Source organism: Sphingomonas sp. Leaf9 (genome assembly GCF_001421355.1).
Lineage (GTDB): Bacteria > Pseudomonadota > Alphaproteobacteria > Sphingomonadales > Sphingomonadaceae > Sphingomonas.
Genome location: NZ_LMKC01000001.1, coordinates 184,611 through 196,968 on the forward strand (window position 1 = coordinate 184,611; position 12,358 = coordinate 196,968).

Genomic DNA, 12,358 nt, shown 5'->3' on the forward strand with positions numbered 1-12,358 from the left:
CCTGCGGAGGCGCGGCGTATTGGAGAGACGCTGATGTTCGCCCGTACCGAACGCCTGACCCTGCGTCCCGGCTGGCCCGAGGATGCTCCCGCCCTGCTGGCCGCGATCGGTCATGAGGCAGTCGTGCGCAACCTGTCGCGCGCGCCGTGGCCTTACACGCTGGCCGATGCGGAGGCGTTCATCGGCACATGGGCGGGCGATCCCGGCCTGACCTTCCTGATCTTTGCCCATGATCGCGGACGATGCGAGCTGATCGGCGGGATCGGCATCGGCGCGCTGGAGGGCGTGCCGCATATGCTGGGCTATTGGCTCACGCCCGCGGCATGGGGGCGCGGCTATGCGACCGAGGCGGGGCGTGCGGTGCTGGACGGCGCGGCGACACTGGGGATCGGGCGGGTCGTCGCCGGCCATTATGTCGACAATCCGGCGTCGGGCGCCGTGCTGCGGCGGCTGGGCTTCGTCGCCACCGGCACCCGCAGCATGATCCGCTCGCTTGGCCGGGGCATGACCGTCGAGACGATCGACTACGCCATCGACCTGTCGGATCGTCACAACGCCCGGCAGCTCGCGGCCTGATCGCAACGGAACGCGGTGCCCGCCCGGCTGGTTGATGCCGGGCGGCGCTGCTGCCGCATCCGGAGGACGCCCCGATGATCGATCCCGAAACGCCCCAGGAAAAGGAAATGGAAGAAGTCCAGGAAGAGGCCGCCGAGGAACGCGAGGAAGAAGGCGGCTATCAGTGATGTCGGCGGCCGGGGCGCGCACCGCGTGTCGCCCCGGTCACCCTTCCAGAAGGTCTAGATAGCCGACGACATCGCTGCTGGTCTGTAGATACAACCCGGCCTGCATTTCCTCCGGTTCGCGCGCGGCGGCAGCCATCGCTTCGGCAAGTGTGCCGTACAGGATCGTGGTTGCCACCCCGCCCTCGTCATCGAGGTGATAGAGCCGCACCGCCGCTTCTTCCGATACCGTTCGCATCCGCCGCTCCTGCCCCGCACCGTCGCGCAGGGCAAGCGGTTCAGGCGCTGGCGAGCCGGGCCGCCGCGAACTCGCTGTCGACCAGCCCGATCAGCGCGCGGTCGTCATGGTTCCATGGATGGAAGCCGGGCAGGAAGAAGGCGAACCACAGCCCCATGACCTTGCGCGCCATCCCCGGCCGGCCGAACGCATAGGCGAACAACCGCCATTTGAGGCGCGCACCGATCAGCCCGTCCTGTGCCAGCAGGTCGAGCATGCCGGCCGTCCGGCCGCGAAAGAATTTCGCGGTAACGATCAGCATGACGGCCGACTTGACCCGCCAGCGCTTGAACCGGCTCCAGTCACGCGTCGCATGCAGCCAGGTGTCGTAGGCAACGCCCTTATGCTCGATCTCCTCGATCGCATGCCACCGCCACAGATCGGCGGCGGCCTGGTCGCCGCCCGCCAGATGGCGCGGATTGGCGACCAGTTGATGGGCGAGGATCGCGGTGAAATGCTCGAGGCACATCGTCGCCGCCAGATTGGCGATCGGCGGCTTGCCGCGCGTGATCGCCAGCTCGCGATCGACCCGCGCCTCCAGCCGGGACGTGTCATAGCCCTGATCGGAAACATGGCGGTTGAACGCGACATGCTCGCGCGTGTGGATCACCTCCTGCTTGACGAAGGCGCGGATTTCGGCGGCAAGGTGCGGCGGCACATCGTCGCGAAACTGGCGCACGCTGTCGATGAAGAAGCCCTCCCCCTTCGGAAAGGTGACCGACAGCGCGTTGTAGAAGGCGGTAGCGACCGGATCGTCGTTCAGCCAATAGCGCCGATAGCCACCGTCGCGCCCGAAGCGCACGTCGCGCGGCGTGATGGTCAGGTCGGCGGGAGTCTTTGCTTTCGACACGGTTCTGCTCCACATCATCGCATGCACGTTGCGAATTACTTACACAAATGTCAATAGCGCGCCGCCGCCTCTCCCCCGAAGCGTCGCGCGATGCCGCGCTGGACGCGGCGCGCGACCTGTTGATCGAGGCGGGGCCGCAGGCGGTCACGCTGAAGGCGGTGGCGACGCGGATAGGGCGGACCCATGCCAATCTGCTCCACCATTTCGGGTCGGCGTCGGGGCTGCAAAAGGCACTGGCGGAACGGATGGCGACGTCGATCACCGCGACGATCGGCGCGGCGGTGCTGCGCGCCCGCGATGGCGACCACGACCCGCGCGAGATCGTCGACCTGACGTTCGATGCGTTCGATCGCGAGGGCGCGGGGGCGCTCGCCAGCTGGATGATCCTGTCGGGCAATGACGATGCGCTCGACCCGATCCTCGATGCGATCCATGCGCTGGTCGACCGGCTGGGCCATGAAAATACGCTCAGCGGGATGCCGCTGGCCGATGAGACGCTGCAGCTGGTGCTGATGGCGCTGGGCGACGCGTTGCTGGGCGGGCCGATGGCGAAGGCGCTGCGCCTGCCGCGCGAACGGGCGCGCGAGCTGGCGGTGCGCAGCCTGGTCGCGGTGCGCGGGCAGGCGTGAGCGTGCTGGTGCGTGCCGCGACGCCGGCCGATGCGGCGGCGATCACCGACATCCTGCTGCCGATCATCCGTGCCGGCGAAACCTATGCGCTCGACCGCACCATGACCGCGGAACAGGCGCTCGGCTTCTGGTTCGCACCCGGACATGCGGTGTTCGTCGCGGAGATCGCGGACCAGGTGCTCGGCACCTATTTCTGTCGCGCGAACAAGTCCGGCGGGGGCAAGCATGTCGCCGATTGCGGCTATGCGACGCACGGCACGGCGACCGGGCGCGGCATTGCCCGTGCGATGGCGCTGCATTCGTTCGACCATGCCCGTGCCGCCGGCTTTCGCGCGATGCAGTATAATTTCGTGATCGCCACCAATGTCCGCGCGGTCGGCCTGTGGCTCTCGCTCGGCTTCGAACAGGTCGGGCGGCTACCGGGTGCGTTTGATCATCCTACGCTGGGCGAGGTCGACGCACTGGTGCTCTACCGGCGGCTGTAGCATAATCTCCTTCCCCCTTGGGGCGACTCAGACTAAGCGCACGCCATGCATTTTCTCGATCAAGCCAAGATCTTCGTCCGTTCGGGCGGGGGCGGCCCCGGTGCCGTCAGTTTCCGCCGTGAAAAGTTCATGGAATATGGCGGGCCCGACGGCGGCAACGGCGGCAAGGGCGGCGATATCATCTTCGAAGCCGTGCCCGGCCTGAACACGCTCATCGATTTCCGCTACACCCAGCATTTCCGTGCGCCGCGCGGGTCGGGCGGTTCCGGCGCGAACCGCACGGGCGGCGGCGGACGCGACCTCATCATCCGCGTGCCGGTGGGAACGCAGGTACTGTCGGAGGACAAGGAGACCGTCCTCGCCGATTTCACCCATGCCGGGCAGCGCGAGGTGTTCCTGCGCGGCGGCGACGGCGGGCGCGGCAATGCCAGCTACAAGACGTCGACCAACCGCGCCCCGCGCCAGCACGGCACCGGCTGGCCGGGTGACGAGGCATGGGTCTGGCTGCGGCTGAAGCTGCTGGCCGATGCCGGGCTGGTCGGGCTGCCCAATGCCGGCAAGTCGACCTTCATCAACGCCGTGACCAATGCCAATGCCAAGGTCGGCGCCTATGCCTTCACCACCACCCGACCGCAGCTGGGCGTGGTCAGCCACAAGCAGCGCGAATTCGTCGTGGCGGACATCCCCGGCCTGATCGAAGGGGCCGCCGAAGGGGCTGGCATCGGCGATCGGTTCCTCGGGCATATCGAGCGGTGCCGGGTGCTGCTGCACCTGATCGACAGCCATACCGACGATCCGGTCGAGGCGTATCGCATCGTGCGCGGCGAGCTGGAAGCCTATGGCGCCGACCTGGCCGACAAGCCCGAGGTGATCGCGCTCAACAAGGCCGACCTGCTCGACGACGAACTGACCGAAGCGCTGATCGCCGAACTGGAAGCCGAAAGCGGGGCAAAGGTCCTGCCGCTGTCGGGTGCGACCGGTCAGGGGCTGGAAGCGGTGCTCGACCGGCTGATCGAGGCGATCGGGTCGGGCGAGATGCACGCGCAGGACACCGGCGACGACGAGGAACCGCGCGAATGGTCGCCGATCTAGGTGGTTCGATATCCTCCCCGCTCCGCGGGGAGGGGGACCGTCCGCAGGACGGTGGAGGGGGCGCTCCGCGCAACGCAGCCGCTGTGCAGCAGGACACCCCCCTCCACCAGCCTGCGGCCGGTTCCCCTCCCCGTGCCGGGGAGGATTGTTTCTCTCCCCAAGCCTGCCCCCGCCTGATCGTAAAGGTCGGGTCGGCGTTGCTGGTCGCGCCTGACGGCCAGCCACGGCGCGAATGGCTGGCATCCCTCGTCGCCGATATCGCCCAGCGCGTTGCCGCAGGGCAGCAGGTCGTCATCGTGTCATCGGGCGCGATCGCGCTTGGCGCGCGGCGGCTGGGACTGCCCAAGGGCGGGCGGGCCAGCCTGGAGGATGCGCAGGCGGCGGCCGCCACCGGGCAGATTGCGCTGTCGAGCATCTGGGCCGAATTGCTGGGGCAGCACGGCCTGACCGCCGCGCAATTGCTGGTGACGCTCGACGATCTGGAGGATCGGCGGCGCTACCTCAACGTCTCGGCGACGCTCGGGAGGTTGCTGACGCTGGGCGTGGTGCCGGTCGTCAACGAAAACGACAGCGTGGCGACGGAGGAAATCCGCTTCGGCGATAACGACCGGCTGGCGGCGCGGGTCGGTGCGGCGGCGCGCGCGAACGGCGTCGTGCTGCTTTCCGATATCGACGGGCTGTATGATTCGAACCCGCACAGCAACCCCGATGCCCGGTTGATCCCGCATGTCGCGCAGATCGATGCCGGCATCATGGCGATGGCCGACAGCAAGTCGTCGTCGGGCATGGGATCGGGCGGCATGGTGTCGAAGGTGGAGGCGGCGCGGATCGCCACTGCCGCCGGCGCGAACCTTGCCATCGCTACCGGCCGGATCGACCATCCGCTCGCCCGGTTCGGCGATACCGGCCATGGCACGGTCTTCGCCACCGCCGGCAATGCGCCGGCGCGCAAGGCGTGGCTGTCGGGCGGGCTGACCGATCGTGGATCGATCCGGATCGACGCGGGCGCTGCCCGTGCCCTGTCGAGCGGCCGCAGCCTGCTGCCCGCCGGTGCGATCGAGGTCGTCGGCGATTTCGCGCGCGGCGATCTGGTGCGGATCGTCGATGCCGAGGGGCGGGCGATCGCGCGGGGCCTTGCCGAATATGACGCCGGCGACGCCGCGCGGATCGTCGGGCGACGCAGCGACGAACTGGCCGAGCTGCTGGGCTATGCGCCGCGTTCGGCGCTGGTCCACCGCAATCATATGGCGTTGCTGTGAGGACGATGGCGCTGACCGGCGGGACCGGCTTTGTCGGTCGCCGCGTGATCGCGCAGGCGGTCGGGCAGGACTGGCATATCCGCGCGCTGACCCGCCGGGCGCAACCGGCCGAACCGAACGTCAACTGGGTGCGCGGCGCGCTCGACAAGCCCGACAGCCTGGTCGAGCTGATGGCCGGGGCCGATATGGTGCTGCACGTCGCCGGGGTCGTCAGTGCACCCGATGTCGCCGGCTTTACCGCCGGCAATGTCGCGGGGACGCAGGCGGTGCTGGACGCGGCACGGGCGGCGGGGGTGCGGCGGTTCGTCCACGTCTCGTCGCTGTCGGCACGCGAACCGCAGCTCTCGGCCTATGGTGCGTCGAAACGCGCGGGCGAGGAACTGGTGCGGGCAAGCGACCGCGACTGGACCATCGTCCGGCCCAGCGGTGTCTATGGCCCCGGCGATACCGAGATGCGCGACATGTTCCGCATGGCGCAGATGGGCCTCGCCCTCCTGCCCCCGCCGGGCAAGGTCGCGCTGGTCGCGGTCGACGACCTCGTGCGGCTGCTGCTGGCACTGGCCGAACGCGATGGCCCGCGTGCCGTGCTGGAGGTCGATGACGGCAATCCGCTGAGCCATGCCGACCTTGCCCGACTGATCGGGGCGGCGGTCGGGCGGCGGGTGCTGCCGATGCACCTGCCCGCCGGCCTGTTGCGGCTGGGCGCGCGGATCGATCGCACGTTGCGGGGTGCGGCGGCCAAGCTGACGCCCGACCGGGCAAGTTATCTTGCCCATCCCGACTGGACCGCCGATCCCGCCCGCCGGCCACCGTCCGACCTGTGGGAACCACGGATCGACACGGCACGCGGCCTTGCCGACACCGCGGCATGGTATCGCGCGCATCGTCTGCTATAGCCCCGCGCAATCACCTATTCTGGAAAGACCCGCATGAGCGACCGCGCCGCCACCCTCGCCACGATCACCAGCCTGATCGAACCGTTCAACAAGAAGGGCGTCGCGCTGACCGAGGCGACGACCTTTGCCGGCGATCTCGAATGGGACAGCCTGACCGTGATGGATTTCGTCGCGGCGGTGGAGGACGAGTTCGACATCGTCATCACCATGAACATGCAGGCGGATATCGAAACCGTCGGCCAATTGGCCGATGCCGTCGAAAAGCTGAAGACCGCCTGATCCCCCTGCCCGGCCCCGAAAGACCGACACCATGACCGAAGCCGCCGCCACGCCCCACGCCCTGCCCGCAACGCCGGAAGCGATCGCGCCCGAACGCGACCTGTTCAGCAAATTCGATGCGCTGATCGCCGAACGCGAGGCGCTGTTGGCAACCGGCGTGCGTGATCCCTTCGCGATCGTGATGGACAAGGTGACGTCGCCGACCCAGGCGGTGATCCGGGGCAAGGACACGATCCTGCTGGGCACCTACAATTACATGGGCATGACCTTCGACCCCGACGTCGTGGCGGCGGGCAAGAAGGCGCTGGACGAATTCGGCGCGGGCACGACTGGCAGCCGGGTGCTGAACGGCACCTACGACCCGCACAAGGATTGCGAAGCGGCGCTGCGCGAATTCTACGGCACCGACCATGCCATGGTGTTTTCGACCGGCTATCAGGCCAATCTCGGTATCATCTCGACGCTGGCGGGCAAGGGCGAATATATCATCCTCGACGCCGACAGCCATGCGTCGATCTATGATGGCTGTTCGCTCGGCAATGCCGAAATCGTCCGCTTCCGCCACAATTCGGTCGAGGATCTCGACAAGCGGCTGGGCCGCCTGCCCAAGGAGCCGGGCAAGCTGGTCGTGCTGGAGGGCGTCTATTCGATGCTCGGCGACATCGCCCCGCTGCCCGAAATGGTTGCAGTCGCGAAGAAGCACGGCGCGATGGTCCTGGTCGACGAAGCGCACGGCATGGGCTTTTTCGGCCCCAACGGCCGCGGCGTGTATGAGGAACAGGGCGTCGAGAAGGACGTCGATTTCGTCGTCGGCACCTTCTCCAAATCGGTCGGCACGGTCGGCGGCTTCTGCGTGTCGAACCATCCGAAGTTCGACGTGATGCGGCTGGTGTGCCGTCCCTACGTCTTCACCGCGTCGCTGCCGCCCTCGGTCGTCGCCACCGCCGCGACCTCGATCCGCAAGCTGATGCACGCGGGCGACAAGCGCGCGCATCTGTGGCGCAATTCGAAGCGGCTGCATGGCGGCCTCAAGGATTTGGGCTTCAAGCTCGGCACCGACACCCCGCAATCGGCGATCATCGCGGTGATCCTCGAGGATCAGCAGCAGGCGGTCCTGATGTGGCAGGCGCTGCTCGAAGGTGGGCTGTACGTGAACATGGCCCGCCCGCCCGCGACCCCGGCCGGCACCTTCCTGCTGCGCTGCTCGCTGTGCGCCGAACATACCGCCGAGCAGGTCGAGACGATCCTCGGCATGTTCGAGGCCGCTGGCAAGGCGGTGGGGGTCCTCGCGTAAAGATCCTCCCCGCCCGCGGGGAGGGGGACCGCCACGAAGCGGTGGTGGGGGGGGGGGGCTGGCCGTCCAATGCGACGGTCCCGTATGCGGACGCCCCCCCTCCACCAGCTGCGCTGGTCCCCCTCCCCGTGCCGGGGAGGATTTGTAAGGACTAGCTTCCCTCCACGCCTTCGCTATAGCCTTGCCCCATGCCATCGATCGATCGCTACATGGCCCGGCTGATCGCGGTGCCGCTGTTCTCCACGCTGCTGATTTCGGCGATGCTGCTCGTCCTCGACCGGATGCTGCGGCTGTTCGATTTCGTAGCGGCGGAGGGCGGCCCGGTCAGCGTCGTGTGGCGGATGCTCGCCAACCTGCTGCCCGAATATCTGGGGCTCGGCATTCCGATCGGGCTGATGCTCGGCATCCTGCTGGCGTTCCGCAAGCTCGCCACCAGTTCCGAACTCGACGTGATGCTGGGCGTTGGCATGAGCTATTGGCGGCTGCTGCGCGTACCGTTCATCTATGCGACGGTGCTGGCGGCGGCGAACCTTGCCATCGTCGGCTTCGTGCAGCCGCTGGCGCGCTATAATTATGAAGCGCTGCGCTTCGAACTGCGCACCGGCGCACTCGGGGCCTCGATCAAGGTCGGCGAATTCACGAAGCTCGGCGAACGCATGACGCTGCGGATCGAGGAAAGCCGCGATTCGGGCGCGGACCTGCGCGGCATCTTCGTGCAGGCGAGCCGCCCGAATGGCCAGTGGCTGGGCGTCACCGCGGAGCGCGGCCAGTTCCTGCGCACCGACGATCCCAACACTATCATCTTCCGCCTGACCAACGGCACCCTGATCCACAACGCCCCCGATTTCCGGGTACCCCGGACGCTGACCTTCACCGCGCATGACCTGCCGATCGACCTGCCCAAATTCGGCAGCTTCCGCCCACGTGGCGGACGCGATCTTGAACAGACGCTGCCGCAGCTGGCGATCACCGGCCATAACCCGAAGGTGAGCGAAGAGGATCGCGACGCGGCGCGCGCGAACTTCCATTTCCGGTTGGCGGAGGTGGCGACGATGTTCCTGCTGCCGATGCTGGCGCTGGCGTTGGGCGTGCCGCCCAAACGCTCTTCCTCGGCGTTGGGGGTGTTCCTGTCGATCGTGATGATCGTGACCTATCATAAGGTCAACGAATATGGCGAAGCGGTCGGCGGGCTTGGCCGGATCGATCCGATCATCGCGCTGTGGGGCCCGTTCCTGCTGTTCACCGCGCTGGTATTCCGCCTGTATTGGGTGATCGCGCGCGTGCCAGGCGGCGAGCCGATCGGCGGGCTGGAGCGGGGTGCCGCCAAGGTCGGCAAGTTCATCGGCCGCTATCTGCCCGGTCGTCGCAAGGCGGCGGCGTGATGCGTGCTTTTTTTCCCTCCACGACGGTCGCCATCTATATGGCGCGGCTGTTCCTGATCCGCACCTTCGCGATCCTGTTCGCGCTGGTGCTGGTGCTGCAGGCACTCGACCTGCTCAGCGAAAGCGGCAAGATCCTGGCGGTACCGGGCAACGGGCAGGCGGAAATCCTGCGCTACGTCTCGCTGCGCACGCCGCAGATCATCGCGCGCTTCCTGCCGTTTTCGGTGCTGCTCGGTACCATCCTGACGCTGACCCAGCTGAACCAGAATAGCGAGATCATCAGCCTGAAGGCCGGTGGGCTGTCGGCGCATCAGGTGTTGGCACCGCTGATCCTCGCCAGCTTTGGCGTGGCGGCATTGTCGTTCGCGTTCAACGACCGGGTCGTCGCGCGGGCAACCGCGACGCTGACCGTCTGGGACAATGTCGATTACGGGCCGATGCCGGTCGACCGGGGCGAGCGGACCAATGTCTGGGTGCGCGATGGCGACAATCTGATCCAGGTCGCGCGCGTGGCGGGGCGCGGCGAAGCGACGCGGCTGCGTGGCATTACCGTGTACAACCGCGAAGGTAGTTCGCTGCGCGAGCTCGTTACCGCCAGCAGCGGCTGGCGCGAGGGTGGCGCGTGGCGGATCGAGAATGCCGAACGCTTTACCGTCGCGACCGGCATTCGTGAGCGGTTGGGGACATTGAAGATCGCCGGCGGGGTCCGGCCGGATCAGTTCACCCTGCAGAATGTCGACCCCGACGGACTGTCGTTCGGCCAGTTGTCGCTGGCGATCAACGACCTGACCGAAGCCGGCCGTCCCACGAAGGCGCTGGAGGGGGCGCTGTGGCACAAATTATCGGGCCCGCTGTCGGCGGTGCTGATGCCGCTGCTGGCGGCGGTCGCGGCGTTCGGTGTTGCCCGTTCGGGCAAGTTGTTTGTCCGCGCGGTCATTGGCATGGCGCTGGGGTTCACCTATTTCGTGGCGGACAATTTCGCTCTCGCGATGGGCAACCTTGGGGCTTACCCACCGTTCCTAGCGGCTTGGGCGCCGTTCCTGCTGTTCTTCCTGATCGGTGAGGCGGTGCTGATTCGGACCGAGGAATAGCCCAAGGATCGTCGCACTTTGGCCGCAAAGCGCGGGCAGAGCGGAAACGATGGGCGAATCGTCCGGTTAAAGGAATGGATTGAGGAAGTTAGGCCGATGAACGCGATCACCGAGAAGCAGGGCTTCTGGAAAAAGTCGCACCATCTCGACAAGATGACCTTCAAGCAGCTTGTCGTTGCGTATTTTCAGTATCCGGCAATCATCGCCTATATCGCGCTGTCGTTCGTCGCGATCGGGCTGTTCGCATGGCGCCCCGCGCCGCTGGTCCCGACGCTGGCGTCGGTCGGCGTCGCCGTCCTTGCCTATCCGTTCGTGTGGTATGTGCTGCACCGCTGGGTGTTGCACTCCAACTGGATGTTCAAGTTCGCGCCGCTCGCCGCGACGTGGAAGCGTATCCATTACGACCACCATCAGGACCCGAACCACCTCGAGGTGCTGTTCGGCGCGCTGCACACCACGCTGCCCGCAATCGCGATCGCGACTGCGCCGATCGGTTTTGCCATCGGTGGGTTCGGTGGGGCGATGGCGGCGCTGGCGGCTGGCCTGCTGACCACCTGTTTCTACGAATTCTGCCACTGCATCCAGCATCTGGCCTACAAGCCCAAGAACAAGCTGCTGGTCGAGTGGAAGCGCAAGCACATGGCGCACCATTTCCATGACGAGCATGGCAATTTCGGCATCACCAACTTCTTTTGGGACAAGATTTTCGGCACCCACTACGAGCGCTCGGAACGCCCGGAAAAGAGCCCGACGGTCTTCAACCTCGGCTATACCGAAGAAGTGGCGAAGAAGTATCCCAAGGTTGCCGAGCTGTCGGGCGGCGTCGCAAAGGGGCATCCGCGCTATCGTGGATGACCGGATGACCGATTTGTCATTTGAAGTTTGAGACGGGGCGGCGCATTGCCGCCCCGTTGCTGTTTGGGGGATAGCCATGTCGATCACCGTCCGTCCGGTCGTTACCGCTGCCGATCGCAAGGCGTTCATCGCCCTGCCCTATCGGCTGTACGCCAACGATCCGCACTGGGTCCCGCCGCTGAAGAGCGAGGTCGCCGGGCAGATCGATCCCAAAAAGAATGGCTGGTTCAGCCATGCCGAAGCGCAGCTCTATATCGCCGAGCGTGGCGGGCAGGTCGTCGGGCGGGTGTCCGCGCATCTCGACACGCTGGCGCTGACCATGCCGACCGAGAAGGGTTTCGGCCCCGGCGTTGGTTTCTGGGGCATGTTCGAGGCGGAAGATGCCCAGGTAGCCTCCGCCCTGATCGCACAGGCCGAAAGCTGGCTGCGCGGCAAGGGCATGAACCGTGCGATCGGGCCGTGCAGCCTGTCGGTCTGGGAAGAGCCGGGTCTGCTGATCGAGGGGCATGACCATAGCCCGACGGTGCTGATGGGCCATCACCTGCCCGCCTATCGCGGCTGGATCGAAGGTGCCGGCTATGTCCCGGTCAAGCAGATGATTACCTATGAGCTGGACATCACCAAGGATTTCCCGCCGATCGTCCAGCGCATCGTCGCCGCCGGCGAAAAGAACCAGCGCATCCATATCCGCCGCGTCAACAAGGCGAAGTTTGCCGATGAGGCGGAGATCATCCTGCGCATCCTGAACGATGCATGGTCGGACAATTGGGGCTTCGTGCCGCTGACCCAACCTGAAGTGGACGATGTCGGCAAGAAGCTGAAGCCGCTGGTGTTCGAGGACCTGATCCGCATCGCCGAGCTGGACGGTGAACCCGTCGCGTTCATGATTACGCTGCCCGATATGAACGAGCCGCTGAAGCCCATGGGCGGATCGCTGCTGCCGTTCAACTGGCTGAAGCTGCTGCTGTGGCTGCGCGCGCCCAAGGCGCGGACGATGCGCGTGCCGCTGATGGGGGTCGTCAAGAAGCTGCAGGCGTCGCGCATGGCGAGCCAGCTGGCCTTCATGATGATCGAATATATCCGCCGCGATGCCGTCGCCAAGTTCGGTGCCTCGCGCGGCGAGATCGGTTGGGTGCTCGACGACAATCAGGGCATGAACGCCATCGCGACGACGATCGATAGCAAGGTCAATCGCGTGTATCAGATGTACGAGCGCACGCTGTAATCGA

The 12,358-nt window shown here is 66.5% G+C and carries 14 protein-coding genes; 12 read left to right on the top strand and 2 right to left on the bottom strand.

The genetic code is table 11. The features are described from left to right. The first annotated feature begins 33 nt into the window (after positions 1-33). Positions 34-576: a GNAT family N-acetyltransferase gene (locus ASE58_RS00880; RefSeq protein WP_200909270.1), complete on the top strand. Its 543-nt coding sequence runs from the start codon at positions 34-36 to the stop codon at positions 574-576. Positions 577-780: 204 nt separating this feature from the next. Here the strand turns inward: ASE58_RS00880 and ASE58_RS00885 are convergent, their stop codons facing one another. Both ASE58_RS00885 and ASE58_RS00890 read right to left on the bottom strand, forming a co-directional pair. Further along, positions 781-978 (bottom strand): hypothetical protein, encoded by a 198-nt coding sequence (locus tag ASE58_RS00885; protein WP_055760888.1) that lies wholly within the window; start codon positions 976-978, stop codon positions 781-783. 40 nt (positions 979-1,018) lie between these two features. Beyond that, positions 1,019-1,882, bottom strand: coding sequence for a metal-dependent hydrolase (locus ASE58_RS00890; RefSeq protein ID WP_055817079.1), 864 nt, complete (start codon positions 1,880-1,882; stop codon positions 1,019-1,021). 32 nt (positions 1,883-1,914) lie between these two features. Between ASE58_RS00890 and ASE58_RS00895 the strand changes: the two genes are divergently transcribed. From ASE58_RS00895 to ASE58_RS00945, 11 genes are all read left to right on the top strand, one after another. Next, positions 1,915-2,496, top strand: a complete 582-nt coding sequence (locus tag ASE58_RS00895) for a TetR/AcrR family transcriptional regulator (protein ID WP_055817081.1) — start codon at positions 1,915-1,917, stop codon at positions 2,494-2,496. A gap of 2 nt (positions 2,497-2,498) precedes the next feature. Next, on the top strand, positions 2,499-2,981 hold the full coding sequence (locus ASE58_RS00900; RefSeq protein WP_200909288.1) for a GNAT family N-acetyltransferase: 483 nt from the start codon (positions 2,499-2,501) through the stop codon (positions 2,979-2,981). Positions 2,982-3,026: 45 nt separating this feature from the next. Continuing rightward, on the top strand, positions 3,027-4,073 hold the full coding sequence (gene obgE, locus ASE58_RS00905; RefSeq protein WP_055817086.1) for a GTPase ObgE: 1,047 nt from the start codon (positions 3,027-3,029) through the stop codon (positions 4,071-4,073). Between the two features lie 173 nt (positions 4,074-4,246). Then, positions 4,247-5,332: a glutamate 5-kinase gene (gene proB / locus ASE58_RS00910; RefSeq protein WP_055818072.1), complete on the top strand. Its 1,086-nt coding sequence runs from the start codon at positions 4,247-4,249 to the stop codon at positions 5,330-5,332. A gap of 5 nt (positions 5,333-5,337) precedes the next feature. After that, positions 5,338-6,228: an NAD-dependent epimerase/dehydratase family protein gene (locus ASE58_RS00915; protein WP_055817088.1), complete on the top strand. Its 891-nt coding sequence runs from the start codon at positions 5,338-5,340 to the stop codon at positions 6,226-6,228. A gap of 33 nt (positions 6,229-6,261) precedes the next feature. Then, positions 6,262-6,507, top strand: coding sequence for an acyl carrier protein (locus ASE58_RS00920; RefSeq protein ID WP_055760871.1), 246 nt, complete (start codon positions 6,262-6,264; stop codon positions 6,505-6,507). A 31-nt stretch (positions 6,508-6,538) separates the two neighbouring features. Continuing rightward, positions 6,539-7,801, top strand: coding sequence for a serine palmitoyltransferase (spt, locus tag ASE58_RS00925; protein ID WP_082467525.1), 1,263 nt, complete (start codon positions 6,539-6,541; stop codon positions 7,799-7,801). 188 nt (positions 7,802-7,989) lie between these two features. Further along, positions 7,990-9,183, top strand: coding sequence for an LPS export ABC transporter permease LptF (gene lptF / locus ASE58_RS00930; protein WP_200909271.1), 1,194 nt, complete (start codon positions 7,990-7,992; stop codon positions 9,181-9,183). Continuing rightward, positions 9,183-10,274: an LPS export ABC transporter permease LptG gene (lptG, locus tag ASE58_RS00935; RefSeq protein ID WP_055817090.1), complete on the top strand. Its 1,092-nt coding sequence runs from the start codon at positions 9,183-9,185 to the stop codon at positions 10,272-10,274. The genes lptF and lptG overlap by 1 nt, the downstream gene beginning before the upstream one ends. Positions 10,275-10,370: 96 nt before the next feature. Beyond that, the gene (locus ASE58_RS00940; protein WP_055817092.1) at positions 10,371-11,129 is read left to right on the top strand and encodes a sterol desaturase family protein; all 759 of its coding nucleotides are present in this window, start codon (positions 10,371-10,373) and stop codon (positions 11,127-11,129) included. Positions 11,130-11,205: 76 nt separating this feature from the next. Further along, a complete protein-coding gene (locus tag ASE58_RS00945; RefSeq protein WP_055817094.1) occupies positions 11,206-12,354 on the top strand; it encodes a hypothetical protein in 1,149 nt (382 codons plus the stop codon). The last annotated feature ends 4 nt before the right edge of the window (positions 12,355-12,358 follow it).

Excerpts from the sequence above, each read along its gene's own strand:
- spt (WP_082467525.1), top strand. The coding sequence starts at position 6,539 with ATGACCGAAGCCGCCGCCACGCCCCACGCCCTGCCCGCAACGCCGGAA.
- ASE58_RS00880 (WP_200909270.1), top strand. The coding sequence starts at position 34 with ATGTTCGCCCGTACCGAACGCCTGACCCTGCGTCCCGGCTGGCCCGAG.
- obgE (WP_055817086.1), top strand. The coding sequence starts at position 3,027 with ATGCATTTTCTCGATCAAGCCAAGATCTTCGTCCGTTCGGGCGGGGGC.
- lptG (WP_055817090.1), top strand. The coding sequence starts at position 9,183 with ATGCGTGCTTTTTTTCCCTCCACGACGGTCGCCATCTATATGGCGCGG.
- ASE58_RS00895 (WP_055817081.1), top strand. The coding sequence starts at position 1,915 with ATGTCAATAGCGCGCCGCCGCCTCTCCCCCGAAGCGTCGCGCGATGCC.
- ASE58_RS00915 (WP_055817088.1), top strand. The coding sequence starts at position 5,338 with ATGGCGCTGACCGGCGGGACCGGCTTTGTCGGTCGCCGCGTGATCGCG.
- lptF (WP_200909271.1), top strand. The coding sequence starts at position 7,990 with ATGCCATCGATCGATCGCTACATGGCCCGGCTGATCGCGGTGCCGCTG.
- ASE58_RS00945 (WP_055817094.1), top strand. The coding sequence starts at position 11,206 with ATGTCGATCACCGTCCGTCCGGTCGTTACCGCTGCCGATCGCAAGGCG.
- ASE58_RS00890 (WP_055817079.1), bottom strand. The coding sequence starts at position 1,882 with ATGTGGAGCAGAACCGTGTCGAAAGCAAAGACTCCCGCCGACCTGACC.
- ASE58_RS00940 (WP_055817092.1), top strand. The coding sequence starts at position 10,371 with ATGAACGCGATCACCGAGAAGCAGGGCTTCTGGAAAAAGTCGCACCAT.
- ASE58_RS00920 (WP_055760871.1), top strand. The coding sequence starts at position 6,262 with ATGAGCGACCGCGCCGCCACCCTCGCCACGATCACCAGCCTGATCGAA.
- ASE58_RS00885 (WP_055760888.1), bottom strand. The coding sequence starts at position 978 with ATGCGAACGGTATCGGAAGAAGCGGCGGTGCGGCTCTATCACCTCGAT.